Origin of the sequence: Caulobacter sp. Root655, from assembly GCF_001427665.1 — a bacterium.
Lineage (GTDB): Bacteria > Pseudomonadota > Alphaproteobacteria > Caulobacterales > Caulobacteraceae > Caulobacter.
On the sequence record NZ_LMHC01000026.1, the window covers coordinates 75,301 to 101,369 of the forward strand.

Below are 26,069 nucleotides of genomic sequence, written 5' to 3' on the forward strand. Positions count from 1 at the left end.
GGCGCACAGGGCCAAGGAGCGGCGCGGACGGCGTGCCTATAGACTGTTGCGAGCCGGGGGGGAAGGCGAGGCGGGCGCGCGGCTGCTTTCGGCGTCTTGCGCGTTGAATTCCCGCGTAAACGCTTGTTGAGGCTTCGTAGGGTACGAACACGGGTGGAGAGCCGCAGAGCCATCACCGAGGTCACATCGCCGCTCGCCCGGCGACTGCTGGCGATCGTCGCGATCCTGTCGATCGCGGTGACCGGCGTGGCCACGGCCGTGACCTTCGTCTTCGTGCAGCGCGGCGCCGCCGACGTCCAGATCCGCCACCTGGCCGAATATGTCGGCGAGCGGGTCAAGACCGAGGACCGCCTGTTCTCCGACCTGGTCAAGGTGCACGAGGCTGCCTCCGACTCCCTGGCCCGCCGGCTGGCGGCGATCGATCCGCGCACGGTGGACGCCGAGTTCGAGGCCCAGTTCCCCAAGCATGGCGACGGCACCCGGCGCACGGCCGACAGGCTGTATGACGGCGGAGTGGCCGACGGCGACTACACCTATGGCGTCGGCGGCTATCTGCGCGACGCCGACCGGCTGACCCGGCGGGAGAAGGCGTTGTTCCTGGCCGCCGCCCAGGTGGTGTCCCACACCGGCGAGGCGGAGCTGAACCGCTACGACAATTTCTACTTCTTCACGCCCGAGACCCGGCTGGTGATGTTCGGGCCCAAGCGCGCCGACCGGCTGATGTACTATCGCCACGGCGCCCCGCCGACCCTGGACATCAGCGGCGAGGAGATGACCCTGCTGACCCTGCCGGAGCAGAACCGCCAGCGGGTGATGAAGTGCACCAAGCTGCGCAAGCTGATCTCCGACCCTAGCGGCCGGGGCCTGAACTCGGCCTGCATGACGCCCTTCGACTATCATGGAAGGCAGCTGGGGGCCTGGGGCACCAGCCTGTCGCTGGACTCCTACCTGCTGCGGGCCGTCGAGGACGCCCTGCCGGGCGGCCGCAACATGATCGTTTCGTCGGACGGCGAGCTGATCGCCGCGCCGGGCCTGGCCAACAACGGCGTGGTCGACTCCCAGACCCTGGTGCGCGCCCAGGCCCGCGAGGGCGTGGCCGACATCGTCCGCCAGATCCGGGTGCGCGGCGACGACGTCGGCGCCATCCGCAACAAGGACCGGGTGATCGCCTATGGCCGGCTCAAGGAGCCGGACTGGTATTTCCTGATGAGCTTTCCGTCGGACACCCTGGTGTGGTCGGCGGTCAAGACGGCGTCCTGGGTGCTGCTGTTCGGGGTGCTGGGCGTCGTGGTCCAGGTGGCGCTGCTCTACCGGGTGATGCGGATCACCGTGGAGCGGCCGCTGGGCGTGCTGGCCGACGCCCATCGCACCGGCAACGTCGCCGAGGCCGCGCCGATCGAGGCCCGCACCGACGAGATCGGAGCCCTGGCCCGCACCTTGCGCAGCCAGCGCGACAGCAATATCGAGCTCCTGCGCTCGCTGGAGGACCGGGTCGCCGAACGCACCATCGAGCTGGAGCGCGCCAACCAGGCCAAGTCGGTGTTCCTGGCCAATATGAGCCACGAGCTGCGGACGCCGCTGAACGGGGTGCTGGCCATCGGCGACCGCCTGGCCGAGGAGTCCGATCCCGAGCGCCGCCGTGAGCTGGCCGCCCTGGTCACCTCGTCGGGTCGGCTGCTGGAGCAGGTGCTGGGCGACATTCTCGACGTCTCCAAGATCGAGGCCGGCCAGTTCCAGCTGTCCGCCGCGCCGTTCGACCTGACGCGGCTGGTGGGCGGGGTCGCCGAGCTGCACCGGGCCACGGCCGAGGCCAAGGGCCTGGATTTCAGCTGGTCGCTGCAGCCGGGCGTCGAGGGAACCTATCTGGGCGACGCCGGGCGGATCAGTCAGATCCTCAACAACCTGCTGGCCAATGCCGTGAAGTTCACGGCCGTGGGCGCCATCGGCCTGACGGTCGAACCCACCGAGGATGGCCTGAGTTTCGCGGTCAGCGACACCGGGGTCGGCTTCGACGACACCGTGCGCCGGCGCCTGTTCAAGCGCTTCGTCCAGGCCGACCAGTCGATCACCCGGCAGTTCGGGGGCACGGGGCTGGGCCTGTCGATCTGCGCAGCCTTGGCCGAGATGATGGGCGGCCGGATCGACGCCCGCGCCGTGGTCGGCCGCGGCGCGATCTTCCAGGTCGACCTGCCGCTGCCGCGGGTCCAGGCGCTGGAGGACGACGACGTCGGCGACGAGGAGGACGTCTCGCTGGCAGGCTTGCGAGTGCTGGTCGCCGAGGACCACCCGACCAACCAGAAGGTCGTCGAGATCGTGCTCCGGCCCTATGAGGTCGTGCTGACCATGGTCGAGGACGGCCAGGCGGCGCTGGACGTCTTCCAGCCCGGCGCGTTCGACGCCGTCTTGATGGACATGCAGATGCCGGTGATGGACGGCCTGACCGCCACCCGCCTGATCCGCGAGCGCGAAGCCGCGGCCGGCGCGCCGCCCGTCCTGCTGATCATGCTGACCGCCAACGCCATGGAAGAACACATCGCCGCCGCCAAGGCGGTGGGCGCCGACCTGCATCTGGCCAAGCCGATGCGGCCGGCCCAGTTGCTCGAGGCCCTGGCGCGGGTGCGGATGAAGCGCGGGACGGTGGTGGTCGGCGGGGTGGAGTAGGGGGCGGACGCTCGCCAAGCCTTTCGAGCAAACAAACCTGTCATCCCGGACAAGCGAAGCGCGGATCCGGGACCGCCGGAAGCTCTGAGTTCACGCGCCGGTCCCGGATCTTCGCGCTGCGCGCTCGTCCGGGATGACAGAGGTTTTTCGGCTCTAGCCCCGCTCACCGCCCATCCTCGATGATCATCCGCGCCGCCTTCTCGGCGATCATCAGGGTCGGGGTGTTGGTGTTGCCCGAGGTGATCGCGGGCATCACCGAGGCGTCGGCGACCCGCAGCCCCTCGACCCCGAACACTCGCAGGCGGGCGTCGACCACCGCCATCGGGTCGTCGGCCAGGCCCATCCTGGCCGTGCCGACCGGGTGGAAGATGGTGGTCGCCAACTGGCGGGCGGCGGCCAGCAGTCCGGCGTCGTCGTCGGTGGCCAGGCCCGGCGCCATCTCTTCCGGCCCATAGCGGGCCAGGGGCGGCTGGGCGACGACGCGGCGGACCAGCCGCATCGAATCGATCGCCACCCGCTCGTCCTCGTTGGTGGACAGGTAGTTGGGCTGGATGCGCGGCGCGACGGTGGGATCAGGGGCGCGGGCATGGATCGCGCCGCGACTGGTGGGGCGCAGGTTGCAGACGCTGATGGTGATGGCGGGAAAGGCATGCAGGGGCTCGCCGAACCGGTCCAGCGACAGCGGCTGGACATGGAACTGCACGTTGGGCGTCCGGTGTTCCGGGCTGCTGCGCGCGAACGCCCCCATGTGCGACGGGGCCATCGACATCGGACCGCGCCGCGTCAGGGCGTATTCCAGCGCCATCAGCGGCCTGCGCCACAGCGAGGCGTAGAGGGCGTTGAGGGTCGGCACGCCGCTGACCCGGTAGACCGGACGGATCTGCAGGTGGTCCTGCAGGTTCTCGCCCACACCTGGCAGGTGACGAAGCGTCGGCAGTCCCAGGGGCGACAGCACGGCTCCGTCACCGATCCCCGACAGCTCCAGCAGGTGCGGCGTGCTGACGGCCCCGGCCGTCAGCACGACCTCGCCGCGACACCGGGCCTCGCGAGCCTGGCCGTTCTCGGTCCAGGCGACGCCGACGGCGCGACCGTCCTCGATGATCACGCGGGTGGCCAGCGCCCCGGTCTTGAGGTCGAGATTGGGCCGCGACAGCACCGGCTTGAGGAAGCCTCGCGCCGCGCTCCAGCGCAGGCCGGCCCGCTGGTTGACCTGGAAGTAGCCGGCCCCGAAATTGTCGCCGCCGTTGAAGTCGGGGCTGGCGGGGATGCCCTCCAGCGCCGCCGCCTCGGCGAAGGCGTCCAGCACCCGCCAGCGCATGCGCGGATGCTCCACCCGCCATTCCCCGCCCGAGCGGTGGAGGGGCGACGGCGGCGCGATGTGGTCTTCCTGGGCCATGAACAGCGGCAGGACGTCGTCCCAGCCCCAACCGGCCAGGCCCCGCCGGCGCCAGCCGTCATAGTCGGCCGCCTGGCCGCGCATGTAGATCATGGCGTTGATGGCCGACGACCCGCCGATCACCTTGCCCCGGGGATAGGCCAGGCTTCGCCCGTCGAGGCCCGGCACGGGTTCGGTCCTGAACATCCAGTCCGAGCGGGGATTGCCGATCGCGAACAGGTAGCCGACCGGGATGTGGAACCAGATCCAGTCGTCGCGGCCGCCGGCCTCCAGCACCAGCACGCGGCGGCGCGGATCGGCCGACAGGCGGTTGGCCAGGACGCAGCCGGCCGACCCGGCCCCGACGACGATGTAGTCGTAGGTTTCGACCGTCATGGCCCGGGCCATTCAGAGGGAGGGCGGGTGGCGACGATCTCGGCGATCTCGGCCGCCGCCCGGCCCAGGGCCGAGGGATCCAACCGGTCCAGAGCCAGGGTCGCCAGGGGCTCCCGCCCCGATTTGCGACGCTCGCGGGCATAGGCGGGGTCGTAGTGGAGGGCCATCAGCGCCTCGGCCAGCGCGGTCAGCGCGCCCTGGTCGACCAGGGCGCGCCAGGCGGCGAGCCGCTTCTGACTGGGATGGACCGGCAGGCGTTCCAGGATCGCCAGCAGCGCCTCGCGCTGGTCGGCGATATCGCCATAGGCTTCGACCAGGTAGCGGGCCCGCTCAGGCAGGGGGGCGGTGACCTCGATCCGGGGCGCGCGGCGCATCGCCTCCCACAGCATCGGCGGCACGACCCGGTTGCCGATCTTGCTGGACTCGGCCTCGACCACCACTGGCCGGGCGGGGTCGAGCGCGTCGAGGGTCGCGACCAGTTGGCTTTCGAACAGCTTCTGGCCGGGCTGCGGCTGCCCGGGCACCGCCCCGAACAGCGAGCCGCGATGACAGGCCAGGCCTTCCAGGTCGACGGTCTGCACGCCCTGGCGAGCCAGGTCGCTCAGGATTGCCGTCTTGGCCGAGCCGGTGTCGCCGTCGAGCAGGACCAGGTCGAGGTCGCAAGGGACGTCGTAGAGCCTGGCCTGCACCCAGCGGCGATAGGTCCTGTAGCCGCCGTTCAGGACCGTCGTCGGCCAGCCGACCCGCTGCAGAATGGTGGCCATGGCGTTGGACCTCTGCCCGCCGCGCCAGCAATAGACCAGGGGCCGGAAGCCCTCGGGCTTGTCGGCCAGGCTGGTCTCCAGGTGGCGGGCGATGTTGCGCGCCACGTGGGCCGCGCCGATCCGGTTGGCCCGCAGCCGCGACTCCTGGACGTAGATCGTTCCCACCTCGGCGCGCTGGGCGTCGTCGAGCACCGGCAGGTTGATCGCGCCGGGCAGGTGGTCCTGGGCGTACTCCCCTGGACTGCGCACGTCGATGATCTGGTCAAAGGCCGCCAGGGCGGCGGGATCGGCGGTCGCCAGGACCTGGAGCGGCTTCATGTCCGGTCAGGCGTCCGCCATGGGTCGATCGTCATCCTGCCGGGTCTCGTCATCGCTGCTTTTCTGGGTGGCGACTATGCGCGACCCGCCGGGGAATCGTAAGGTCCCACGGCGATGTTCCAGGAGCTGTCCGCTTGTCCGATCCCGTTCGACTGACCTCCCTGGCCCATGGCGGCGGCTGCGGCTGCAAGCTGTCGCCCGCCGTGCTGCGCGACATCCTCGCCCAGTCGCCGGCCGCCGGCCTGTTTCCCAACCTGATGGTCGGGACCGAAACCTCGGACGACGCGGCCGTCTGGCGGCTGAACGACCAGCAGGCCCTGGTCGCCACCACCGACTTCTTCATGCCGGTGGTCGACGACCCCCGCGACTTCGGGCGCATCGCCGCGACCAACGCCCTGTCCGACGTCTATGCGATGGGGGCGACGCCGATCTTCGCCCTGGCGATCGTCGGCATGCCCATCGACAAGCTGCCGGTCGAGACGATCGGCGCGATCCTGGCCGGTGGGGCCTCGGTGTGCGCGGCGGCGGGCGTGCCGATCGCCGGCGGCCACTCCATCGACAGCGTCGAGCCGATCTACGGCCTGGTCGCCCTGGGCCTGGTCCACCCCGACCGGGTGCTGTCCAACCGGGGCGCGCGGGCCGGCGACGTGCTGATCCTGACCAAGGCGCTGGGCGTCGGGGTGCTGAGCGCGGCGTTCAAGCAACAGCGCCTGTCGCACGAGGGCTATGCGGCCCTGATCGCCACCACCACCCAGCTGAACACGGTCGGGGCGGTGCTGGGCGACGTCGCGGGAGTCCATGCGGTCACCGACGTCACTGGCTTCGGCCTGCTGGGCCACTTGCTGGAAATGTGTCGCGGCGCTGGGCTGGCGGCCGAGCTCGACGCCGGCGCGCCCGCGCTGTTGACCGAGGTCGAGGCCCTGGCCAGGGCCGGGGTGCGTACCGGCGCCGCTGTTCGCAACTGGGCCAGCTATGGCGCGGCCGTCCAGATGCCCGCCGCCGCGCCGGACTGGCGGCGCGACCTGCTGGCCGATCCGCAGACCAGCGGCGGCCTGCTGATCGCGGTCGCCCCCGAGGACGCGGCGGCCGTCCTGCGCCAGGTCGTGGACGCCGGGTTCGGCGCCGCCCGGGTCGTCGGGCGGATGGTCGCGGGGGCGCCGGAGGTGAGGGTGGTGAACGGGGGTTAGAGCGCTTTCCGGTTCCGCGGACTGGCCCCCGTCCAGCGCTTGAACGCCCGGGAGAACGAACTCGGGTCGGAGAAGCCGACCAGATAGGCGGTCTCGTTCACCGAGGTCTTATCGCCACTCAGATAGTGCAGGGCCATGCGGTGGCGCAGGTCGTCGACCAGCAGGTCGTAGCTGACATCTTCCTGCTTCAGGCGACGATAGAGCGACGTGCGGCTGAGACCCAGTTGCCTGGCCACGCTTGCCATGCCGGCGTCGCCCTTGTGCAGCATGGGGATCAGCAGGCCTTCCACCCGCCCGCGCAGGGTCTGGGCGTTCTCGAGGCTCTTCAGCAGCTTGTCGGCGTGGTCGCTGAGGACGCCGAACGCGTAGCGGCTTGGGTTGTGCAGCGGGATGCCCAGCCAGGAAGCGTCAATCATGATGGCGTTCCGGTCGCTGCCGAACGTCACCGGGACCCCCAGGACGCGCTCGTACTCGGCGGCGTGTTCCGGAGCCTGATGGGTGACGTGCACCGCCTTGGCGAAGGGCGCGTCGGGGAAATGGCGACGGGTCTCGGAAATGAACCGCGACCAGGTCGATTCCGTCATCTCCGGAAAGCTGTTGGGGTCGGCGCGCATGTCGACCATCCACAGCTCGCCATCTTGCCGCGCCAATTGAAACCGGCCGCCCTTCACCGGAACGTCGACCTCGGCGACCAGGCGGCCGTAGCGGTTCAGCTCCATCAGCGCCTCGCCCATGGTCGGGGCGGCGTAGCAGATCAGTCCGACGACGGACAATTCCTTGAAATCGTTGGTGGCCCCCAGGCGGAGCGCCAGCGCGGGCTCCCCGCACAGCGCCTTGGCGGCCCGCATCAGCGCGACGTAGCTGGCTAGCGGGATGCGGCTGTCGGGGTCCTTCAGGTCGCCCGGCCCTATGCCCGACCGCGCGGCGAGGGCCTCCGCGCCGGCGCCCCGCGACAGGGCGTACTGCATCAGGTTGTTGACGTACCCCGCGGAGACGGTGGGCTCGGGCATGGTTTCGTCCTCTTGAAACCGAAAGCCATGTTTTCTGGTCACGGCCGTCATGGGCCCTCGAACCTGTGCGGGATATCCCTTCCCGGCAAGGGCTTTGGGGAACCGGAATGACGGCGACGACGGCTTTGGCGGAACGTTCGAAATTGACGGCGGACAAGGTCCTGGGGGCGTCGGCCGTCTTCTGGTTCCTGGTCGCCGTGGTCGGACAGTGGGCCTTCGTGGCCTATGTGGTGTCCTTCTACGGCGGGGCGGCGCTCCAAGGGAATTTCGAGCGCTGGAACGAGGTTCTGGTCGGCGGCTACGTGCGGGGCGGGACGGTCGGCAACGTGGTGCTGGGCGCGCACCTCCTGCTGGCGGTGGTCATCACCGTCGGCGGACCGCTGCAACTGATCCCCTGGCTCCGGGCCCGGGCGCGGCCCTTCCACCGCTGGAACGGCCGCCTCTACATCCTGACCGCGATCGTCATCAGCCTGGCCGGGCTCTACATGGTCTGGACCCGGGGAACGGCCGGCGGCCCCCTGATGCGGATTGGCATCAGCCTGAACGGGGTGCTGATCCTGGCCTGCGCCGTGCTGGCCTGGCGCCATGCGATGGCCCGCCGGATCGACGTCCATCGCCGCTGGGCCCTGCGGACCTTCGTCCTGGTTAGCGGGGTGTGGTTCTTCCGGGTCGGGCTGATGCTGTGGATCCTCCTGAACCAGGGACCGGTCGGCATCGGCAAGGACTTCGACGGACCGTTCGTGCGGTTCTGGGCGTTCGGCTGCTACCTCGTGCCGCTCGCCGTGCTTGAGGTCTACCTGCGCGCCCGGGATCGTTCCGGACCGCCGGGAAAGCTGATGATGGCCGGCGCGCTGTTCGTGCTCGCCGCCGGGGTCGGCATCGGCATTTTCGACGCCGCGATGGGGATGTGGCTGCCGCGCATGACCTGAGCGTGAGATCCGCTCCCCCTATTGCGCGGCCTTGATCACGATGCGCCCGACGTCGGCGATCACCCGGTCCTGGTCGGCTTCGTTCAGCGACGACCCCGACAGGAACACCGCCACGGCGAACTTTCGGCCGTCCTTGAGCCTGTAGACGCCGATGTCGTTGACCGCCGGGGTGAAGCCCAGGTCGGCGCGGGCCGTGCCGCTTCTATGCGCCAGGCGCGCGCCGTCGGGCAGGGCGGCGCGCAGACGGCCGGGCGCGCTGGGGCTGGCGATCATGACCTTCACCAGGCGTCGGGTCGAGGCCGGCGACAGCAACTCGCCCTGGTTCAGCGCCTCCAGGAACCGCACCGCGCCAAGCGGCGTGGCGGTGTCCTTCGGATCGGCCAGATAGGCCAGGGTGGCGCGGCGCCGGGTCTCGGCGGGAACGGCCTCCAGGGCGGCGCGATAGGCGGCCTCGCCCTTCCAGCCGGCGCGGAACGAGGCCAGGCCGAACATTTCCGGCTGCAGCTGGCGCTCGTAGCGGTCGATGTCGACAGGTTTGACCTTGCGGCCCTGCAGCCAGGCCGTCACCGCCCCCGGGCCGCCGACCGCCTCCATCAGCACGTCGGCGGCGGTGTTGTCGCCATCGCCGACCGCCCGCTCGAGCAATTCGGCGACGGTGTAGTCCTTGCGGCCCGGCCAGACGTCGGCGATCGGGCTGTGGGGCGGCGACAGGTCGACGTCCTCGATGGTCAGCACTTGGTCCAGCTTCAGCCGCCTGGCGTCGACCTCGGCCAGCACCGCCGCCCCGAGGGGCGCCTTGGACGCGCCCTGCAAGGGAAAGCGCCGCTCGCCGTTGAACGAGATGATCTGGCTGGTGCTCAGGTCCTCGATCGCCACGCCCAGGGTTCCCGGGACCGCGCGGTCGGCGACCTGCTGCAACTGGACGGTCAGTTTCTCGCGGTCGAGCAGCGGGTCCTCCTGGCCCAGCATCGGCGGTTCGCCGCAACCGGCGAGCAGCAGGGCCAGGGCGATGGCGGCGGCTCGGAACGACATGCGGGCGGTCTCTGAGGAACGAGCTGGACCGTGGCTAAACGCGCGACGTGGCATTGTGGGGCTTGCACCGCGCGGCCTACCGGCGGCAAAGGGAGCGATGAGCTCGAACTTTCCCCCGCCCTGCGTGATCCTCAACCAGCCGCAACTGGCCGAAAACATCGGCGCGGTCGCCCGGGTGATGGCCAATTTCGGCCTCGAGGATCTGCGCCTGGTCAAGCCGCGCGACGGCTGGCCGCAGGAGCGCGCCTGGCCCAGCGCCTCGGGCGCCAACTGGCCGCTCGACAACGCCAAGGTGTTCGACACGCTGGAAGCGGCGATCGCCGACCTGAAGCTGGTGTTCGCCACCACGGCTCGCCCGCGCGAGACCCGCCTGCCGGTGGTCACCCCGCGCGAGGCCGCCGCCCAGCTGTCGGACGAGGTGGCCCAGGGCTTCGCGGTCGGCTTGCTGTTCGGCGGCGAGCGGGCCGGGCTGGAGACCGACGACATCGCCCTGTGCCAGGCGATCATCTCCATCCCGATCGACGAGCGCTTTCGCTCGCTGAACCTGGCCCAGGCCGTGTCGATCAACGCCTACGAATGGAAGATGACGGTCGACGACCGCCCCTGGGTGAAGTTCGAGCAGAACGTCGAGCCGCCGGCCGACCAGTCCAGTCTGATCGGCCTGTACGGCCAGCTGGAGGACGAACTGGAGGCCGCCGGCTTCTACCATCCGCCCGAGAAGAAACCGTCGATGGTCCGCAACCTGCGCGCCCCGTTGGCCCGGGCCAGGCTGACCGAGCAGGAGGTGCGCACCTTCCGCGGCGTGGTCACCGCGCTGTCCCGGGGCCGGGGCAGGGTGCTGGCCAAGCTGGCGGCGCAGAAGGCGGCGAAGGCTGGCAAGCCGGAAGTGGAAGGTTAGGCCGAGAGGCTCTGCGTCCTTCGAGGCCCGCTATGCGGGCGTCTCAGGAAGAGGAGCTTTGTTGCTGAATTCCTCATCCTGAGGCGCGAGGCGTAGCCGAGCCTCGAAGGACGCACGGCGTCGCCGCCCCTTGCGGCCCGTCCCCATCCGTCGTCTTCTCCTGTCAAACAAACGTTGGGGGAAACGGCATGAACCGTCGACAACTGATGCTGACCGCCGGCGCGCTGGGCCTGGTGGGGACACCGGCCTTGGCCGCTGGGGCGGACCCCGACGCGGCCCGCGACGCCTGGTTCTACGCCCTGCCGCTGATCGAGATGGCCACCACCCGGGCCCGGGTGCTCAAGACGCCGGGCGCGGCGATCAACAGGCTCAACCACGGGCGGGTGCTGTCCGACCACACGTTCCGGGCGGTGACCACGCCCAACAACGACACCCTCTATTCCATCGCCTTCCTCGATCTGAGCCAAGGGCCCGCGACCCTGACCGTGCCGGCCACCGGGGCGCGCTACTGGTCGGCGGCGGTGATGGACATGTTCACCAACAACAACGCCGTGCTGGGCCTGCGCACCGTGGGCGGCGAGGGCGGGACCTTCACCCTGGTCGGACCGGGCCAGGCCGCGCGCGGTCCCAACCCGGTGCGTATCGCCACCCCGCACGCCTGGCTGCTGATCCGCACCCTGGTCGCCGACGCGGCCGACCTGCCGGCGGCGCACAAGGTCCAGGACGGTTTCGTCCTGACCGCTCCCAAGGCCGCCGCGCCGCCGGCCTACGCCGCGCGCGACGCCGATCCGGCCGCCTATTTCGCTGCCGCTCGCCAACTGCTGGCGGCCGAGCCCGCGCCGGCCAGCGACCTGCGGATCTTGCGTCGGACCTCCGCCTTCCTGGGCGCGGGACCGTTCGACGCCGACCAGGCCAAGGCCGGGGCCGACAGGGCCCAACTGATCACCAAGTTCGCCCTGGGCCGCCAGAGCTTCGTCCAGGGCTGGGCCTATCCGCGCGCCAACCTCGGCGACTACGGCCAGGACTACATCTACCGCGCCATCGTCGCCCTGGCCGGTCTGGGCGCCCTGCCGGTGGCCGAGGCCATGTACATGAAGGCGGCCGGCGACAACGGAGCGGGGCTGTTCACCGGCGACGGCCTCTATCGCCTGAGCCTGCCGGCCCAACTGCCGCTCGACGGCTTCTGGTCGCTGGCGATGTACGAGGCCACGGCCGACGGCCAGTATTTCTTCACCGACAACCCGCTGAACCGCTACGCCATCGGCGACCGCACGGCCGGGCTGAAGCGCGAGGCCGACGGTTCGCTGAACCTGTGGATCGGCCGCGCCGACCCCGGTGGCGAACGCTCGGCCAACTGGCTGCCCGCGCCCAAGGCCGGGCCGTTCGCGCTGTACCTGCGGACCTATTTGCCGAAGCCGGAGCTGTTGGACGGCCGGTTCCGGTTCAAGGCGGTGGAGAAGGTCTAACCAGGGTGTCGGTCGGGGACAGGCGCATGCGCCTGTCCCCAGTCAAGTCCGACCCCGCAAGGGGAGAGGGAAACAGTAGGGGCTCGACCCCGTCACGCCTCAAAGGCAAAGTCCGGCCCGACTCGCTGACCAGGAGACCCGACCATGAAGACCCGCGCCGCCGTCGCCTTCGCCGCCAAGCAGCCGCTGGAGATCGTCGAGGTCGACCTGGAAGGCCCCCGCCACGGCGAGGTGCTGATCGAGATCAAGGCCACCGGCGTCTGCCACACCGACGCCTACACCCTGGACGGTCTGGACAGCGAGGGCCTGTTCCCCTCGATCCTCGGCCACGAGGGCGCGGGCGTGGTGGTCGAGGTCGGCCCCGGCGTCACCAGCCTGGCGGTCGGCGACCACGTGATTCCGCTCTACACGCCCGAATGCCGGCAGTGCAAAAGCTGCCTCAGCGGCAAGACCAACCTCTGCACGGCGATCCGCGCCACCCAGGGCAAGGGGCTGATGCCGGACGGCACCAGCCGCTTCTCCTACAAGGGCCAGACCATCCACCACTACATGGGCTGCTCGACCTTCTCGAACTACACGGTGCTGCCCGAGATCGCGGTGGCCCGGATCCGCAAGGACGCGCCGTTCAAGTCGGCCTGCTACTGCGGCTGCGGCGTGACCACCGGGGTGGGCGCGGTGGTCAACACCGCCAAGGTCGAGCCGGGCGCCAACGCCGTGGTGTTCGGCCTGGGCGGCATCGGCCTCAACGTGCTGCAGGGGCTGAAGCTGGTGGGGGCCGACAAGATCATCGGCGTCGACCTCAATCCCGACCGCGAAGAATGGGGCCGCAAGTTCGGCATGACCCACTTCGTCAACCCCAAGGACATCGACGGCGACATCGTCGCCCACCTGGTGGCCCTGACCGACGGCGGCGCTGACTACACCTTCGACTGCACCGGCAACACCACGGTGATGCGCCAGGCGCTGGAGGCCTGCCATCGCGGCTGGGGTCAGAGCATCATCATCGGCGTGGCCGAGGCCGGCAAGGAGATCGCCACCCGGCCGTTCCAGCTGGTCACCGGCCGGGTCTGGAAGGGCACGGCCTTCGGCGGCGCGCGCGGCCGCACCGACACCCCGAAGATCGTCGACTGGTACATGGACGGCAAGATCCAGATCGACCCGATGATCACCCACGTCCTGCCGCTGGAGCGCATCAACGAGGCGTTCGACCTGATGCACCGGGGCGAGAGCATCCGGACGGTGGTGACGTTCTGATTTGATCCCTTTCCCCCTTGCGGGGAAAGGTGGCCGCGAAGCGGTCGGATAGGGGGTGTCGGCTCGGCGCTGGCTCCCCCACCCCCAACCCCTCCCCGCAAGGGGGAGGGGAGGAGCTTGAAATGGTCGAAACCCTCGCCACCCACCGCACCCAGGGCGGAACCCTGCGCTATTGCCGGCACGACAGCGCCGCCACCGGCACGCCGATGAAGTTCACCGTCTGGACGCCGGACGGCGAGGGGCCGTTCCCCTACCTCGTCTGGCTGTCGGGCCTGACCTGCACCGAGGACAATTTCACCACCAAGTCGGGCGTCTACGCCCATGCGGTGGCCCATGGCCTGGCCATCGTCGCGCCCGACACCAGCCCGCGAGGCCCCGATCTGGAAGGCAACGCCGTGGCCGACGATCCGGCCTATGACCTGGGGCAGGGGGCCGGCTTCTATGTCGACGCCACCCAAGAGCCGTGGGCGCCGCACTTCCAGATGTATTCCTACGTCACCAAGGATCTGCTGGAGGCCGTCGACGGCGCCTTCCCGCTGGACGGCGCCCGGCGCGGGATTTTCGGCCACTCGATGGGCGGCCACGGGGCCCTGACCCTCGCCCTGAAGAACCCGGAGTTGTTCAGGTCGGTCAGCGCGTTTTCGCCGATCGTCTCGCCATCGAACTGCCCGTGGGGCGACAAGGCGTTGGGCGCCTATCTCGGCCCCGACCGTTCCACCTGGCGGGCCCACGACGCCGTCGCCCTGATCGAGGACGGGGCTGGTGCGGACTTCGACGAAATCCTGGTCGACCAGGGCCTGGCCGACAGCTTCCTGGACAGTCAGCTGAAGCCCGAACGGCTGGAAGAAGCCGGCGCCGAGGCCCGCCTCAAGGTCACCGTCCGCCGCCAGGAAGGCTACGACCACAGCTACTTCTTCATCGCGACGTTCATCGGCGACCACGTGGCGTGGCACGCGCAAAGGCTCTAGGCTTCGCGCGCTAGGCGAGGGATGCACGGTGAAGCTGCTCGATGATAACTGGTACTTCAGCCGACGCGAGAGGTCGCTGGAGTGGATCGCTCGCGGCGGAAGCACCAAGGGAAGGCTGGTGCGCCTGAGCTGCGCGATTGCGGGTGCATTCCTGATTTTCTATGTTCTGCGGGACAGATCCCCAGGCAATGCCACCCCCTGGTGGTTCGGGCCTGCGGTGATTTCCTCGATCTTGGTCGCGCTCTTCGCGCTGTGGCGGCTGATCGAATGGCGCCGACGGATCGAGCGTCGAAAGAACCCGCCTGTAAGAACGCTCGACCTTCAATAGCCGCACACGAAAACGCCCCCGCCACGCAGGTGACGGGGGCGTTCGCGTTGCGGGGCTGACGCGGTGGCTTACGCCTCCTCGTCCTCCGCCGCGTCCTCGTCGGCGACGATCTCGATCGGTTCGACCACGGCGGCGACGCTCTTGGCCTTGCGGGCCGGCCGCGGCGCGGGGAGGGTTTCGACCACCGTCTCGCCCGTCGTCGCCACCGGCTCGCGCAGAACGGCGGTCAGGCCGTTGATGTCGCCGCCCGACAGGCCGACCTCGGCCATCAGCTGGTCGAGCAGCGGGGCCTGGGCGCGATAGCGCAGGGCGCCGCTGACCACCTGGTCGGCCAGGTTGCCGCCGCCGTTCGGGGAGCCACCGCCGTCGTTGGCCGCGCCGCCGTTCATGCCTTCCATCTGCACGATGCGGATGGAGTCGATGGCCTGCAGCGGCTTGACCGACTCGGCGATGATCCGGTCGAGGTTCTCGATCAGCTTGATGCGGATGGCCATGGCGACCTGGTCGGCCGACAGCAGGTTGGCCGCCTCGTTCAGGGCCCTCTGGCCGGCGGCGTCGACGGCGTAGCGCACGCGGGCGGCCTCGGCGGCGACGCGGACGGCCTCACCGGCGGCCTCGGCCTCGATGCGGGTCTTGTCGGCCGCGCCCTTGGCTTCCTCGCGCAGGGCCTCGGCCTGGTCGGCGGCGGCGGTCTTCTGGGCCTCGGCGGCGACCTTGACGCCGATCGCCTCGCGCTCGGCCTCCTTGGTGGCCTCGATCAACTCGATGATCTTCTGGCGCTCGGCGCCCTCGCGTTCGCGGACGGTCTTGACCTGCTCCTCGGCGGCCACGGCCAGGGCCAGGGCCTTGTCCGCTTCCGCTTGAGCTTCAGATTGCGCGCGCGACTTCTCGGCCACGGCGATGGCGCGATCCTGTTCGGACAGCTCGATGGCCTTGGCCTTCTCGATGTTCTGGGTGTCGACGGCGCGTTCCTTGGCGATCTCGCGCTCGCTCAGCTCCTGCTCCATGGCGATGCGCTGCTGGGCGACGGCCCGGTCGGCTTCGATCTTGGCGGTCTCGATCTGCTGCTGGGCGGTGATCTTGGCGCCCTCGGCCTCGCGCGACTTCTCGGCTTCCTGCTGCGAGACCTCGGCGGCCTGGCCGGCGCGGCGGATGGCCAGCTCGCGCTCCTGCTCCAGCTTGGCGTATTCCTCGTCGCGGCTGATCTCCAGGGTGCGGCGCTGGGCCTCGAGGTTCTTGGTGCGGATCTGCACCTGGGTGTCCTGCTCGATGTCGTTGCGCAGCTTCTTGCGCAGTTCGATCTCCTCGGTCAGCCGGGTCAGGCCCTCGGCGTCGAAGGCGTTCGACGGGTTGAAATATTCCATGGCGGTCTGGTCCAGACCAGTCAGCGACACGGTTTCCAGCTCCAGCCCGTTCTTCAGCAGGTCCTCGCTGGAGACCTGCTGCACCTTCTGGACGAAGTGGGTGCGCTGTTCGTGCAGCTCGGTCATGGTCAGCTCGGCGGCCACCGAGCGCAGGGCGTCGACGAACTTGCCCTCGACCAGGTCCTTCAGCTGCTCGGGATGCATGGTGCGCATGCCCAGGGTCTGGGCGGCCGAGGCGATGGCGTCGGCGCTGGGCTGGACCCGCACATAGAACTCGGCCAGCACGTCGACCCGCATGCGGTCCTTGGTGATCAGGGCCTGCTCGTTCTTGCGCTCCACGGCCAGGCGCAGGGTGTTCATGTTGACCGGAATGGTCTCGTGCAGCACCGGCAGGATCAGGGCCCCGCCATTCATCACCACCTTTTCGCCGCCAAAGCCGGTGCGGACGAAGGAGGTCTCCTTGGAGGCGCGCTTGTAGAGGCGGGCGAAGATCAGGCCCAGGATCAGCAGGGCGGCGAGGCCGCTGCCGGCGATGATGGCGATCTCGATCAGAGCAGGCATGTTCATGGTACCCCCGTACTGGAAAGGATTTACAGGTCGCGCAGGGATGCGCTGACGTTGTGGATGGCGAAGAACCGGGCCCCGGCGTGGCGGACGATGATCACGCTGGAGCCTTCATCGAAGACCTCGCCCACGTCGTCGGGCTCGATCATCACGTAGTGGGTCTGGCCGTGGGCGTCGCGGACCCGGGCCTGGGCGGCGCTGCCGACCTCGGCCTTGCCGGTGACGATGACCGCGAGGCGACCGACCAGGGTCTCGCGCGACACGGCGGTAGTCTCGTCGGTGGGCAGGATCTTGGCGACGACCCGGCCGAACAGCCGCGTGAAGGGCAGGGCGGTGGCCACGGCCAGCGGCACGGACAGCCACCAGGGCCCCGGCCGGCCGAAGATCCCGGCGATCAACTGCTGCAGGATCAGGCCGACCAGGCCGAAGCTGAACAGGAAGACGACGATCAGCATCAGCAACGGCAGCTTGCCGACGTTGAGCCAGTTGAGCAGCGAGGCTTGGCCGTCGAGATCGGCGTCCGCGTCGATCCCGTCGCCGAGCACCGCGCCGCCGCCCAGGCCGACGGCCTCGACCGCGCCGATCAGCAGCATCAGCAGCAGGGCGGCGAAGAACGGGACGTTGTCGCCCGAGGTGATGAAGGCCAGCATCCGCGATCAGCCCGGCTGGCCGACGCGGGCGAGCAGGGCGGCCAGCCGCTCCTCCACGCGGTGGCGTCGGGCCAGCTTGTCCAGCTCCGACAGCTTGGCGCCGCGGTCCAGGTCGGCGGCCTCGCGCGGCGGTGGTGCGGCGCGGGTGGCGTTCAGGCTTTGCAGGTCCTCGCTCATCTCGCGGCGGGTGGCCTGCAAGGCCGAGAGATAGCCCTCCAGCTCGGCCTGGCGCTCGGCGGCGTGGGCGACGGCGACTTCCAGCACCGGGACCTGGGCCTCGATGTCCAGCTGGTGCTCCAGGGCGGCGCGGATCAGGTCTTCGCGGCCCTGGCTCAGGGCCAGGTCGATCTGGGCGGCCAGCTCGTCGTGGCGGCTGCTCTGCTCGGTCAGGCGCTTGGACGCCAGGTGGCGGGCGGCGATGGTCTTGCCCAGCTCGGCGCGAACCTCGTCGACGGCCTGGTCGACCTCGCGCAGGGCTTGCTGGCCCAGGGCGTCGGGCAGCACGCCTTCGATGGCGTCGACGATGGCGTGGGCCCCGCCGGCGACGATACGGCCCACGCGGGCGCCCAGGGTGTCGGCCATGAGTTTCCTCATTTCGAAGCGATCGGCGACGTCGCCGAGGTGATCAGGGTCATCAGGTCGTTCAGGGCCTGCAATCGCCGGGCGACGACGCCGGGATCGTAGGCTGGGGCGCTGGGCGTCACGGCCCAGCGCAGCATCTGTTCGGTCATCCGGGCCGCGCAATCGACCAGCCGGGCCTCGTGGCGCAGCATCGCGCCCTCGTCGGCGGCAGCCATCTCGGCGGGCGTCGACAGGCTGAGGGCCAGGAATTCCTCGACCGCCGTCAGCAGGCCGATCACCACGCCGGAGCGTCGATCGGTCGTCTGTTCGGCTTCGCGCACCGTGCGCAGGGCCGGGCCCAGGGTCTCGTGGCTGGCCGCCAGGGCGCCGGCGAAGGTTTCTGGTCGCTGATGACGCAGCCGCGCTAGGCGGATCAGCCCGCGCACCTTGTCGCTGGACGTCACCGCCCCTTCCAGCTCTAGTTGAGCCAGGAAGGCGGAGTCATCCTCGGAGAGCCTGACGCTCAAGGGCGTGTTCAACACTACCATGGCTAGAGCTTGGCTGCGTGTAAGACGTTTGTAAACAGTGAAGTTGAATTGTCATACGCAGCATTCCAGCCATCCCCTTTGTTCTCTGTCCTTGGTCATGATATGTTCTTGTTATGACGCCTGAACCGTCCATCTTCGATGAGATCGACGCGGCCTCCGAGGCAGCTGCCGACGCCGAGAGCCTTGCGGACATGGCTGCTGGGCGCGTGGTGTCCCACGCGGAGGTTTCAGCTTGGCTCGACACCTGGGGAACTCCTGACGAGCAGGCGGCGCCGGCGTCGTGGTTCAAGTAGTCTGGACGCGACGCGCCTTATCCGACTTGGCGACCATCAGGACCTATATCGGTCAATTCAGTCCGCTCGCGGCCCAACGCATGGCGGTAAGACTCAAGCGGGCCGGCGACAGCTTGGCCGAGCATCCTGATCGAGGGCGAATGGCGGGCGCCGGCCTTCGAGAATTGACGACTATCCCACCCTATATTCTGCGCTACCAGGCGGGGGCCGACATCGTCACCATTCTGCGAATCCGCCACGCCGCGCGTCAGGACGGGTGAAATGGGTTGGCCGACCCGCCAGCCGTTGACTCCCCGTCGCCCCTCCGTCATAAACCGCGCCTTCACGCCGCCGGCTTGCCGGACGGTGGGAAAACCACATGACGGAATGATGCGACGCCGCCGTTGAGATCGCACCCCCCAGGGGGAGCCGGCCCGGATCGAGCTAAAAGAGTGACTTATGTCCAAGCGCCATAGCGCCAAGTACAAGATCGATCGCCGTATGGGCGAGAACCTCTGGGGTCGGCCGAAGTCGCCGGTCAACCAGCGGTCCTACGGCCCCGGCCAGCACGGCCAACGCCGCAAGCAGAAAGTCTCGGACTTCGGCCTGCAGCTGCGCGCCAAGCAAAAGCTGAAGGGTTACTACGGTAACCTGACCGAAAAGCAGTTCAGCCGCACCTATGAAGAAGCCGCGCGCCGCAAGGGCAACACGGCTGAAAACCTGGTCGGCCTGCTGGAATCGCGCCTGGACGCCATCGTCTACCGCGCCAAGTTCGTGCCGACCGTGTTCGCCGCCCGCCAGTTCGTGAACCACGGCCACGTCACCGTGAACGGCAAGCGCGTCAACATCGCCAGCTACCGCTGCAAGATCGGCGACGTCGTCGCCGTCCGCGAAAAGTCGCGCAACATGGCGCTGGTGCTGGAAGCCGTCGCTTCGGCCGAGCGTGATTTCTGCGAATACATCACCGTCGACGCCAAGGGCCTGTCGGCGAACTTCATCCGCGTGCCGGAACTGTCGGAAGTGCCGTACCCGGTGAAGATGGAACCGAACCTCGTCGTCGAATTCTACGCTTCGTAAGACGCGTTTTCTCGAGACGATCGGAAAGGCCCCGGGGAAACCCGGGGCCTTTTTCGTATTCAGGTCCTCCCCCTGTGGGGGAGGCGGCCCGAATGGGCCGGAGGGGGGAGTGACCCTCCTCGGCAAGTTCCCCCCACCGATCGCTTCGTGATCGCCTCCCCCACAGGGGGAGGACTTGGGCCTTGAAACCGCCACGACGGCTTCCTAATTTCATTGAGCGGGCCGGGCCCCTCTGGCGAGTGTTGCAAGCACTCGTGATGTCGGACCGCATCGGGTGTTCTCGATGTCTGGGTCCGGCTGTCCCTCCCCCCTCCGCGCCGGCTTCAGCTTCGGGAACACCCGTCCATCAACTGGACAGGGACCGCCCATGCCGCTTCTGATGTGCCCCAATTGCGATGCTTCCATGCAGGCCGTGCAGCGCGCGACCGTGGAGTTCGACATGTGCCCCCAATGCCGGGGCGTGTGGCTGGACCGCGGCGAGCTGGAAAAGCTGATGTCGATGGAGCGGGGCGAACCCCAGGCCCAGTCGCCGCGTTTGCCCGACTACGAGCGGGCCCGGGAGCGCAAGGACGAGCGCCCCAGCCCCGAACGCTCGCACGACCGTTACGACGACGACCGCCACCGAGGCCAGTACGGCAAGAAGAAGCGCTTCGACCTGTTCGACATCTTCGACTGATCCGACGATAGGACCATGAACCACCTCAAGACCTTCATCCTGTTGGCCGGCCTGACGGCGCTGTTCGTCGGGGTCGGCTACATGATCGGCGGCCCGACCGGCATGCTGGTCGCCCTGGTGCTGGCGCTGGGGATGAACCTGTTCTCCTACTGGAACGCCGACAAGATCGTGCTGCGGATGTACGGCGCGGTCGAGGTCGACGCCAACGCCGCCGATCCCCGGGTGCGCGCCTATGTCCAGGACGTCGAGGCGCTGGCCATTCGCGCCGGCCTGCCGCGTCCGCGCATCACCGTCATCGACAGCGACCAGCCCAACGCCTTCGCCACCGGCCGCGACCCCGACCACGCCGCCGTGGCCGCCAGCACCGGCCTGCTGGGCCTGCTCGACCGCGACGAGATTCGCGGCGTCATGGCCCACGAACTGGCCCACGTGAAGAACCGCGACACCCTGACCATGACCGTGACGGCGACGATCGCTGGCGCGATCTCGGCCCTGGCCAATTTCGCCTTCTTCTTCGGCGGTTCGCGCGACGACGAGGACCGGCCGGGCGGGCTGGTCGGGACAATCGCCCTGGCCATTCTCGCGCCGATCGCCGCCATGCTGGTGCAGATGGCCATCAGCCGCTCGCGCGAGTACGAAGCCGACCGGATCGGGGCCGACATCGCCGGCGACGGCCGCGCCCTGGCCCGGGCGCTGGAGAAGATCGAGGCCCATGCCCGGGGCGGCGCGGTCAACCACGAGGCCGAGCGCAACCCGGCCACCGCCCACCTGTTCATCATCAACCCACTGTCGGGCAAGGGCGCCGACAACCTGTTCTCGACCCACCCGGCCACCCACAACCGCATCGCGGCCCTGCTGCGACTGGGCGTGACACAGGGAACGCGGTCGGCGGCGGGCACGGCCGTGCCGACGGGCGGCGGGCGCCGGCCAGGGCCGTGGAGCTAGGCCGGCGATCTTAACCCTACGAAAAGGCCCCCGACGTTATCTGTTTGAAACGCTTGGGGGAAAGCCGTGATGATACCGCAACTTAAACCTGAGGCCGCCAGCCTGGTCGCCGTGTTCGAGGCCCTGTCGGCCGAGATGTCGATCGCCGCCGTGTCGTGCGGCCACCTCGACAGCGCCCTGGGCCAGATCCTGGAAGCCGTCCCGCCCGAGGCGCGGATGAAGGTGATGCAGGAACTGCACATGGTCGACCTGCTGGCCCAGCACATCACCGCCATCACCGACTTCACCGCCGGCCTGGCCCGGGTGGCGAGCCCGGACGTCTCGCTCGAGGTCGAGGGCGCGCTGTCGCGGATCACCCTGGGTGACGTGGCCGGCCGGCTGCGCGCGGGTTTGGCCAAGGGCTGATCCGCTCCAATCACCTCCCTCTCGCTGTCATCCCGGACAAGCGCGCAGCGCGCCGATCCGGGACCGGCGCGTGAGCGCCGCGCTTCCGGCGGTCCCGGATCGGCGGCCCTTCGGGCCTTGTCCGGGATGACAGCCGTTTTTGGGATGACCCCACTCGGCTTCGCGAGGCCGGGCGAGGCGGCGGCCAGGGCCAGCGCCGTCGCGGCGATCGAAGCGAATTTACGGAGCCCTCAGGTCCTCGTCGGTTGCGCATGGCCAAGCCTTGCGCAAACTAGGGTCGAGTTTCGCTCCTTGCCAAGGCCCACATGACCCTCGATCGACGCGGACTGCTGGCGACCGGGCTGGCGCTGGCCCTGGGCGGCTGCGCGGGGCGGGGCGGGGTGTCGCTGGTCGCGGGCCCGGGCGGAGAGGCGGCCGGGCTGGAGACCCTGAGGTCGGTCACCGCCGGACCCACGGGCCTGACGATCCGCGTGGCCTCGAGCGGCTGCGTCCGCAAGGAGGACTTCGCTTTCTATGTCGATCGGACGGGCGTCCCGCCGACGATCGCCTTCGCGCGCAAGCGGCTGGAGACCTGCCACGCGACGACGCCGGGCGAGGCGGCGTTGACCTTCACCTATCAGGAACTGGGCGTGGCGGAGCGGGGCAGGCTGGCGGTGCTCAATCCGCTGGCCGCCAATCCCTAGAGCCTGAACCGGCAGGCCGTTCGTGTCGGCGTTCGCGGCTCGAAACGAATTAGCCGTTGCTAATCTATTAGCATGTGCTAATTGATAGGCCATGAACGAAGCCGCCACCATCACCGCCGTCATGCGCACCCTGGCCGATCCCACGCGGCGCGCCGTGTTCGAGCGGGTCGTCATGTCCGACGAGATCACCGTGGTCGAGCTGACGCGGGGCAGCGGCGTGACCCAGGGCGCCATCTCCCAGCACCTCAAGTCCTTGAAGCAGGCCGGCCTGGTCGCCGAGCGCCCCGAGGGCCGCAACGTCTATTACCGCGCCCAGCCCGAGGGCCTCTCGCCGCTGGTCGACTGGATGAGCCACTACGGCGTCTTCTGGCGCGAGCGGTTCGCCGACCTCAGAACTCTCTTGAAGGAGATCGACCCATGACCGACGCCGCCTTGAAATCCGACACGCAAGACATCGCGGTCGACGAGGTCTTCCCTCATTCACCGGAGGCGATCTGGAAGGCGCTGACCACCGGCGAGCTGATCGGCCGCTGGCTGATGACGCCGACGGGGTTCGAACCCATCGAGGGCAAGGCCTTCACCTTCCAGACCACCCCGGCCGGCGCCTGGGACGGCGTCATTCATTGCCGGGTGCTGGAAGCGGCGCCGAACGAACGTCTGAGCTATGCCTGGAAGGGCGGAGACGAGGGCAATGTCGGCTACGGCTCGCGCCTCGACACGGTCGTCACCTGGATCCTCTCCAGGGTCGAGAACGGCACGCGCCTTCGCCTGGTCCACTCCGGCTTCGTGCTTCCGCGAAACGGCGCGGCCTTCAAGACCATGGGCGACGGCTGGAAGAAGGTGGTCCCGAGCATCGGCGCCATCGCCGCGGAACAGGTCGCCCCGAGCAAGTTGCAGTAGAGCATGATGATTCACACTGGAATCGCTATCTAGACCCGTCTCCTCGGCGAAGGCCGGGGCCCAGGTTCAGCCGTCGCATCGGACCATGATCCGAATACTCCGCCCTAGGATCTGGGCCCCGGCCTTCGCCGGGGAGACGGAATGGGAGTGGGAGGTTCAGTTCAAAATCATCGTGCTCCAGGCGCATCGAAGACGTCGATACGCGCCACAACCCCCTATCGCGAGAGAGAAGACATGAGCGAGGCCTTTACCGGCGGATGCGCCTGCGGCGCGATCCGTTACGAAATCTCCGCCGAACCGATGTTCATGAACGACTGCCAGTGCCGCGACTGCCAGCACAAGAGCGGCACGGGGCACGGGTCCTATCTGAGCTTTCCCAGCCGCGAGAGCGTGAAGCTCGAAGGCGAGGCGACGCATTGGGACATCGTCGGCGACAGCGGCTCGGTGAAGACGCGCGCCTTCTGCCCCACCTGCGGGTCGCCGGTCTATCTGACGTTCGCGGCCATGCCGGAGCTGTTCACGGTGCATGCCGCCAGCCTGGACGATCCCAGCCGCTACACGCCGCAGGCGGTGACCTACGCCGTGCGCGGCCATGCCTGGGATCACCTGGATCCGGCCGTCCCGAAATTCGACAGGATGCCGGCGGGCTAGGGGCGAGCGGTTCAACCCTTCGGCGTGAACCGTTCGATCATCCACCCCGGCACTCGGGCCGGGCGCTTGGCGGCGACGTCGATCAGCACCCAGTCGGTGCGGCTCTGGGCGCACATCTCGCCGTCGGGGCCGTCGATGCGGACATAGCGTTCGAAGCGCGGGCCCTTCAGCTGGCCCACCCAGGTGTAGCCGACGGCGACCTCGCCCGGCAGCAGTTCGCGGCGGTAGTCGATCTCGTGGCGACGGGCCACCCAGCTCCACCCGGCCCGCTCTTCGGGCGAAGCCCAGGCATCCCAATGGGCGATGGCCAGGTCCTGGGCCCAGGCCAGATAGACCACGTTGTTGACGTGGCCGTTGGCGTCGATGTCGGCCGCCGTTGGGACGAAGGTCAGGTGGAACGCGTCGGCAGCGGGAAGGAAGACTCGGCTCAAGCCGCGATCAGGCCTTGCTCCGCCAGCAGGGTCTTCAGTTCGCCCGACTGGAACATCTCGCGGATGATGTCGCTGCCGCCGATGAATTCGCCCTTCACATAGAGCTGGGGAATGGTCGGCCAGTCGGTGAAGGTCTTGATGCCCTGGCGCAGTTCGTCGTCCTGCAGCACGTCGACGCCGACGAACTCGACGCCCAGGTGGTCGAGGATCTGCACGCTGATCGACGAGAAGCCGCAACGCGGCTGGTCCGGCACGCCCTTCATGAACAGGACCACGGCGTTGTCGGCCACGGTCTTGGCGATGAAGTCGAGCGCGGGGGAGGAGCCGACGTCGGTGGTGGTGGGGGCGGTCATGGGAAAATCCTTGGCGTAGCCTCTCAGCTAGGCGCCATGGGGGTCCGGGTCAAGTGCGGCGGACGCGGGAGGATGGGGGGATCATCTCCTTACCGTTGTCATCCCGGAAGCCTCGTAGAGGCTGTCCGGGACCCAGGTGACTGGGCCGACGCGGTGCAGCCGCCCCTGGGTCCCGGACAAGCGCTACGCGCTTTCCGGGATGACAACGGTGAGGGGGTGTCGGAGCGGCCGACTTGAGAGCCTACGCCCGGCGCCTGTTCCGTTCGGCTTCCTGCGCCGAAAAGCGGGCCATTTCGATCTGGGCCGAGCAGCCGGTCGGCAGGTCGCGCTCGGCGATGGCGGCCAGGGCTTCCAGTTCGGCGGGCGTTTCGGCGGTGATCTGCACGGTGGCCAGCGACGGCTCGGTCAGGGCGTAGGCCAGGCAGATCTGCTGGGCGGTCCAGCCGTGGGTGTCGTGCAGGAAGTCGTAGCCGCCGATATCGGCCAACGGATCGGCGCGGCGACGCCACAGCGACGGCCTGGGCAGGAAGCCGCGGCGTTCCTCGCGCAGGGCCCGCGGCCAGAAATCCAGGCCGACCACCGCCATCTCGCGGCCCATGGCGGCGCGCACCCGGTTGCGCTCGATCCAGCCGGACGCCAGGTTGAACGGCGTGGCCATGGCGTCGAACAGACCCGAGGCCGCATAGGCGTCGAACTTGTCGCCCCCGCCGGACACGCCCAGCAGGCGGATCAGCCGCGCGCCGCGCAGGGCGGTCAGCTGTTCCAGGGTCTCGGACGGAAAGTCGGCGCCGTCGGGGTCGTCCAGGGTGGCGATGTCCAGATGGCCCAGGCCCGTGCGGTCCAGGGCCTGGTCGATCATGTCGTGCACGACCTGGGCCCGCAGCGCGCGGTCGCCCTGGGCGCGCAGCCGCCAGCCGATGAACAGCAGCCGCCGCTCGACGGTGGCCAGGGCCTCGGCCGCGCCCTCCATCAGGGCCGGCGACACACCGTCGAATTCGAAGCTGTTGATACCGTTTTCCAGCGCCGCATAGACCAGCTTGCGCCAATCGCCCGCCTTCAGGCGCGGCTGGTCCTCGAGCCTCAGCGAGATCGCCGAGACCGCCACGCCCGCGTTGCCGAAGGGGCGATAGCGCATTGGGCCTATTCCGAGGGGGCGACGGTTTCGAGGGCCAGGGCGTGCAGCGTGCCGCCCAGCACGTCGGCCAGGGCCCGGTTGACCATCTGGTGCTGCTTGACCCGGCTCAGGCCCCGGAAGGCCGGCGAGACGATGCGCGCCTTGTAGTGGTCGCCGTCGCCGGCCAGGTCGGTCAGCACGATCTCGGCGTCGGGAAACGCCTCGTGCAGGCGGGCTTCGAGGTCGGCGGGGGACATGGGCACGGCGGAAGACTCCGAATCTCTCGACA

The 26,069-nt window shown here is 69.2% G+C and carries 30 protein-coding genes; 18 read left to right on the top strand and 12 right to left on the bottom strand.

Annotation, left to right across the window (positions count from 1 at the left end; translation table 11 throughout):
* The first annotated feature begins 153 nt into the window (after positions 1-153).
* Positions 154-2,661 (top strand): ATP-binding protein, encoded by a 2,508-nt coding sequence (locus tag ASD79_RS21080; protein ID WP_082585056.1) that lies wholly within the window; start codon positions 154-156, stop codon positions 2,659-2,661.
* Positions 2,662-2,824: 163 nt separating this feature from the next.
* Here ASD79_RS21080 and ASD79_RS21085 read toward each other — a convergent pair whose 3' ends face one another.
* Positions 2,825-4,432, bottom strand: a complete 1,608-nt coding sequence (locus ASD79_RS21085) for a GMC family oxidoreductase (RefSeq protein WP_082585061.1) — start codon at positions 4,430-4,432, stop codon at positions 2,825-2,827.
* The gene (gene mnmH / locus ASD79_RS21090; RefSeq protein WP_056725319.1) at positions 4,429-5,514 is read right to left on the bottom strand and encodes a tRNA 2-selenouridine(34) synthase MnmH; all 1,086 of its coding nucleotides are present in this window, start codon (positions 5,512-5,514) and stop codon (positions 4,429-4,431) included. The genes ASD79_RS21085 and mnmH overlap by 4 nt, the downstream gene beginning before the upstream one ends.
* A 134-nt stretch (positions 5,515-5,648) precedes the next feature.
* Between mnmH and selD the strand changes: the two genes are divergently transcribed.
* Positions 5,649-6,701 carry a selenide, water dikinase SelD gene (selD, locus tag ASD79_RS21095; RefSeq protein ID WP_056725321.1) on the top strand — a complete coding sequence of 351 codons (1,053 nt, stop codon included), beginning with the start codon at positions 5,649-5,651 and terminating at the stop codon, positions 6,699-6,701.
* Here the strand turns inward: selD and ASD79_RS21100 are convergent.
* Positions 6,698-7,711: an AraC family transcriptional regulator gene (locus tag ASD79_RS21100; protein ID WP_056725323.1), complete on the bottom strand. Its 1,014-nt coding sequence runs from the start codon at positions 7,709-7,711 to the stop codon at positions 6,698-6,700. The genes selD and ASD79_RS21100 overlap by 4 nt on opposite strands.
* Before the next feature lie 107 nt (positions 7,712-7,818).
* Between ASD79_RS21100 and ASD79_RS21105 the strand changes: the two genes are divergently transcribed.
* Entirely contained in the window at positions 7,819-8,640 is an 822-nt protein-coding gene (locus tag ASD79_RS21105) for a DUF2306 domain-containing protein (RefSeq protein WP_056725325.1), read from the top strand.
* A gap of 18 nt (positions 8,641-8,658) precedes the next feature.
* On the opposite strand, the gene bla is transcribed toward ASD79_RS21105, so the two are convergent.
* Positions 8,659-9,672, bottom strand: a complete 1,014-nt coding sequence (gene bla / locus ASD79_RS21110) for a class A beta-lactamase (RefSeq protein WP_056725327.1) — start codon at positions 9,670-9,672, stop codon at positions 8,659-8,661.
* 97 nt (positions 9,673-9,769) lie between these two features.
* Here bla and ASD79_RS21115 point away from each other — a divergent pair, with 97 nt between their 5' ends.
* From ASD79_RS21115 to ASD79_RS24135, 5 genes are all read left to right on the top strand, one after another.
* Positions 9,770-10,570 carry an RNA methyltransferase gene (locus tag ASD79_RS21115; protein WP_056725329.1) on the top strand — a complete coding sequence of 267 codons (801 nt, stop codon included), beginning with the start codon at positions 9,770-9,772 and terminating at the stop codon, positions 10,568-10,570.
* Between the two features lie 188 nt (positions 10,571-10,758).
* Positions 10,759-12,036 carry a DUF1254 domain-containing protein gene (locus ASD79_RS21120; protein WP_056725334.1) on the top strand — a complete coding sequence of 426 codons (1,278 nt, stop codon included), beginning with the start codon at positions 10,759-10,761 and terminating at the stop codon, positions 12,034-12,036.
* Between the two features lie 144 nt (positions 12,037-12,180).
* Positions 12,181-13,290 (top strand): S-(hydroxymethyl)glutathione dehydrogenase/class III alcohol dehydrogenase, encoded by a 1,110-nt coding sequence (locus tag ASD79_RS21125; protein ID WP_056725335.1) that lies wholly within the window; start codon positions 12,181-12,183, stop codon positions 13,288-13,290.
* Between the two features lie 122 nt (positions 13,291-13,412).
* A complete protein-coding gene (fghA, locus tag ASD79_RS21130) occupies positions 13,413-14,258 on the top strand; it encodes an S-formylglutathione hydrolase (RefSeq protein WP_056725336.1) in 846 nt (281 codons plus the stop codon).
* A 28-nt stretch (positions 14,259-14,286) separates the two neighbouring features.
* Complete coding sequence (locus tag ASD79_RS24135) at positions 14,287-14,586, top strand: hypothetical protein (RefSeq protein ID WP_156400616.1); 300 nt, start codon at positions 14,287-14,289, stop codon at positions 14,584-14,586.
* A gap of 68 nt (positions 14,587-14,654) precedes the next feature.
* Here the strand turns inward: ASD79_RS24135 and ASD79_RS21135 are convergent, their stop codons facing one another.
* Genes ASD79_RS21135 through ASD79_RS21150 form a run of 4 tightly spaced genes read right to left on the bottom strand, consistent with a single transcriptional unit; the run spans position 14,655 to position 18,252 of the window.
* Positions 14,655-16,517, bottom strand: coding sequence for a flotillin family protein (locus ASD79_RS21135; RefSeq protein ID WP_056725337.1), 1,863 nt, complete (start codon positions 16,515-16,517; stop codon positions 14,655-14,657).
* Between the two features lie 23 nt (positions 16,518-16,540).
* Positions 16,541-17,164 (bottom strand): YqiJ family protein, encoded by a 624-nt coding sequence (locus ASD79_RS21140; RefSeq protein ID WP_056725338.1) that lies wholly within the window; start codon positions 17,162-17,164, stop codon positions 16,541-16,543.
* 6 nt (positions 17,165-17,170) lie between these two features.
* A complete protein-coding gene (locus tag ASD79_RS21145) occupies positions 17,171-17,746 on the bottom strand; it encodes a PspA/IM30 family protein (RefSeq protein WP_056725340.1) in 576 nt (191 codons plus the stop codon).
* A gap of 8 nt (positions 17,747-17,754) precedes the next feature.
* Positions 17,755-18,252, bottom strand: a complete 498-nt coding sequence (locus ASD79_RS21150) for a hypothetical protein (RefSeq protein WP_235524551.1) — start codon at positions 18,250-18,252, stop codon at positions 17,755-17,757.
* A 134-nt stretch (positions 18,253-18,386) separates the two neighbouring features.
* Here ASD79_RS21150 and ASD79_RS21155 point away from each other — a divergent pair, with 134 nt between their 5' ends.
* The 10 genes from ASD79_RS21155 to ASD79_RS21200 all read left to right on the top strand — a co-directional run bounded on the left by ASD79_RS21155 (position 18,387) and on the right by ASD79_RS21200 (position 23,882).
* Complete coding sequence (locus ASD79_RS21155; protein WP_056725343.1) at positions 18,387-18,566, top strand: hypothetical protein; 180 nt, start codon at positions 18,387-18,389, stop codon at positions 18,564-18,566.
* Positions 18,554-18,826 carry a type II toxin-antitoxin system RelE/ParE family toxin gene (locus ASD79_RS21160; RefSeq protein ID WP_056725345.1) on the top strand — a complete coding sequence of 91 codons (273 nt, stop codon included), beginning with the start codon at positions 18,554-18,556 and terminating at the stop codon, positions 18,824-18,826. The genes ASD79_RS21155 and ASD79_RS21160 overlap by 13 nt, the downstream gene beginning before the upstream one ends.
* A 178-nt stretch (positions 18,827-19,004) precedes the next feature.
* Positions 19,005-19,622 carry a 30S ribosomal protein S4 gene (gene rpsD / locus ASD79_RS21165; RefSeq protein WP_056725347.1) on the top strand — a complete coding sequence of 206 codons (618 nt, stop codon included), beginning with the start codon at positions 19,005-19,007 and terminating at the stop codon, positions 19,620-19,622.
* Positions 19,623-19,989: 367 nt separating this feature from the next.
* Positions 19,990-20,298, top strand: a complete 309-nt coding sequence (locus ASD79_RS21170) for a zf-TFIIB domain-containing protein (RefSeq protein ID WP_056725348.1) — start codon at positions 19,990-19,992, stop codon at positions 20,296-20,298.
* 15 nt (positions 20,299-20,313) lie between these two features.
* Positions 20,314-21,243: a zinc metalloprotease HtpX gene (gene htpX / locus ASD79_RS21175; protein ID WP_056725352.1), complete on the top strand. Its 930-nt coding sequence runs from the start codon at positions 20,314-20,316 to the stop codon at positions 21,241-21,243.
* Positions 21,244-21,312: 69 nt separating this feature from the next.
* Positions 21,313-21,648 carry a hypothetical protein gene (locus ASD79_RS21180; RefSeq protein WP_056725356.1) on the top strand — a complete coding sequence of 112 codons (336 nt, stop codon included), beginning with the start codon at positions 21,313-21,315 and terminating at the stop codon, positions 21,646-21,648.
* A gap of 305 nt (positions 21,649-21,953) precedes the next feature.
* Entirely contained in the window at positions 21,954-22,331 is a 378-nt protein-coding gene (locus ASD79_RS21185; RefSeq protein ID WP_056725358.1) for a hypothetical protein, read from the top strand.
* 91 nt (positions 22,332-22,422) lie between these two features.
* Positions 22,423-22,752: a helix-turn-helix transcriptional regulator gene (locus ASD79_RS21190; RefSeq protein ID WP_007676221.1), complete on the top strand. Its 330-nt coding sequence runs from the start codon at positions 22,423-22,425 to the stop codon at positions 22,750-22,752.
* Positions 22,749-23,231 carry an SRPBCC domain-containing protein gene (locus tag ASD79_RS21195; protein WP_056725360.1) on the top strand — a complete coding sequence of 161 codons (483 nt, stop codon included), beginning with the start codon at positions 22,749-22,751 and terminating at the stop codon, positions 23,229-23,231. The genes ASD79_RS21190 and ASD79_RS21195 overlap by 4 nt, the downstream gene beginning before the upstream one ends.
* Before the next feature lie 234 nt (positions 23,232-23,465).
* Positions 23,466-23,882 (top strand): GFA family protein, encoded by a 417-nt coding sequence (locus ASD79_RS21200; protein WP_056725361.1) that lies wholly within the window; start codon positions 23,466-23,468, stop codon positions 23,880-23,882.
* Positions 23,883-23,893: 11 nt separating this feature from the next.
* Here the strand turns inward: ASD79_RS21200 and ASD79_RS21205 are convergent, their stop codons facing one another.
* From ASD79_RS21205 to ASD79_RS21220, 4 genes are all read right to left on the bottom strand, one after another.
* Positions 23,894-24,313, bottom strand: coding sequence for a thioesterase family protein (locus ASD79_RS21205; RefSeq protein ID WP_056725362.1), 420 nt, complete (start codon positions 24,311-24,313; stop codon positions 23,894-23,896).
* On the bottom strand, positions 24,310-24,666 hold the full coding sequence (gene grxD / locus ASD79_RS21210) for a Grx4 family monothiol glutaredoxin (protein WP_056725363.1): 357 nt from the start codon (positions 24,664-24,666) through the stop codon (positions 24,310-24,312). Before grxD ends, ASD79_RS21205 begins: the two co-directional genes overlap by 4 nt.
* 241 nt (positions 24,667-24,907) lie before the next feature.
* Positions 24,908-25,801: an aldo/keto reductase gene (locus tag ASD79_RS21215; RefSeq protein ID WP_056725364.1), complete on the bottom strand. Its 894-nt coding sequence runs from the start codon at positions 25,799-25,801 to the stop codon at positions 24,908-24,910.
* Between the two features lie 5 nt (positions 25,802-25,806).
* Entirely contained in the window at positions 25,807-26,043 is a 237-nt protein-coding gene (locus ASD79_RS21220; RefSeq protein ID WP_056725365.1) for a BolA family protein, read from the bottom strand.
* Positions 26,044-26,069: the final 26 nt, after the last annotated feature.

Excerpts from the sequence above, each read along its gene's own strand:
- ASD79_RS21085 (WP_082585061.1), bottom strand. The coding sequence starts at position 4,432 with ATGACGGTCGAAACCTACGACTACATCGTCGTCGGGGCCGGGTCGGCC.
- mnmH (WP_056725319.1), bottom strand. The coding sequence starts at position 5,514 with ATGAAGCCGCTCCAGGTCCTGGCGACCGCCGATCCCGCCGCCCTGGCG.
- ASD79_RS21100 (WP_056725323.1), bottom strand. The coding sequence starts at position 7,711 with ATGCCCGAGCCCACCGTCTCCGCGGGGTACGTCAACAACCTGATGCAG.
- ASD79_RS21105 (WP_056725325.1), top strand. The coding sequence starts at position 7,819 with ATGACGGCGACGACGGCTTTGGCGGAACGTTCGAAATTGACGGCGGAC.
- bla (WP_056725327.1), bottom strand. The coding sequence starts at position 9,672 with ATGTCGTTCCGAGCCGCCGCCATCGCCCTGGCCCTGCTGCTCGCCGGT.
- ASD79_RS21115 (WP_056725329.1), top strand. The coding sequence starts at position 9,770 with ATGAGCTCGAACTTTCCCCCGCCCTGCGTGATCCTCAACCAGCCGCAA.
- ASD79_RS21120 (WP_056725334.1), top strand. The coding sequence starts at position 10,759 with ATGAACCGTCGACAACTGATGCTGACCGCCGGCGCGCTGGGCCTGGTG.
- ASD79_RS21125 (WP_056725335.1), top strand. The coding sequence starts at position 12,181 with ATGAAGACCCGCGCCGCCGTCGCCTTCGCCGCCAAGCAGCCGCTGGAG.
- fghA (WP_056725336.1), top strand. The coding sequence starts at position 13,413 with ATGGTCGAAACCCTCGCCACCCACCGCACCCAGGGCGGAACCCTGCGC.
- ASD79_RS21135 (WP_056725337.1), bottom strand. The coding sequence starts at position 16,517 with ATGAACATGCCTGCTCTGATCGAGATCGCCATCATCGCCGGCAGCGGC.
- ASD79_RS21140 (WP_056725338.1), bottom strand. The coding sequence starts at position 17,164 with ATGCTGGCCTTCATCACCTCGGGCGACAACGTCCCGTTCTTCGCCGCC.
- ASD79_RS21145 (WP_056725340.1), bottom strand. The coding sequence starts at position 17,746 with ATGGCCGACACCCTGGGCGCCCGCGTGGGCCGTATCGTCGCCGGCGGG.
- ASD79_RS21155 (WP_056725343.1), top strand. The coding sequence starts at position 18,387 with ATGACGCCTGAACCGTCCATCTTCGATGAGATCGACGCGGCCTCCGAG.
- rpsD (WP_056725347.1), top strand. The coding sequence starts at position 19,005 with ATGTCCAAGCGCCATAGCGCCAAGTACAAGATCGATCGCCGTATGGGC.
- ASD79_RS21170 (WP_056725348.1), top strand. The coding sequence starts at position 19,990 with ATGCCGCTTCTGATGTGCCCCAATTGCGATGCTTCCATGCAGGCCGTG.
- htpX (WP_056725352.1), top strand. The coding sequence starts at position 20,314 with ATGAACCACCTCAAGACCTTCATCCTGTTGGCCGGCCTGACGGCGCTG.
- ASD79_RS21180 (WP_056725356.1), top strand. The coding sequence starts at position 21,313 with ATGATACCGCAACTTAAACCTGAGGCCGCCAGCCTGGTCGCCGTGTTC.
- ASD79_RS21185 (WP_056725358.1), top strand. The coding sequence starts at position 21,954 with ATGACCCTCGATCGACGCGGACTGCTGGCGACCGGGCTGGCGCTGGCC.
- ASD79_RS21190 (WP_007676221.1), top strand. The coding sequence starts at position 22,423 with ATGAACGAAGCCGCCACCATCACCGCCGTCATGCGCACCCTGGCCGAT.
- ASD79_RS21195 (WP_056725360.1), top strand. The coding sequence starts at position 22,749 with ATGACCGACGCCGCCTTGAAATCCGACACGCAAGACATCGCGGTCGAC.
- ASD79_RS21200 (WP_056725361.1), top strand. The coding sequence starts at position 23,466 with ATGAGCGAGGCCTTTACCGGCGGATGCGCCTGCGGCGCGATCCGTTAC.
- grxD (WP_056725363.1), bottom strand. The coding sequence starts at position 24,666 with ATGACCGCCCCCACCACCACCGACGTCGGCTCCTCCCCCGCGCTCGAC.
- ASD79_RS21215 (WP_056725364.1), bottom strand. The coding sequence starts at position 25,801 with ATGCGCTATCGCCCCTTCGGCAACGCGGGCGTGGCGGTCTCGGCGATC.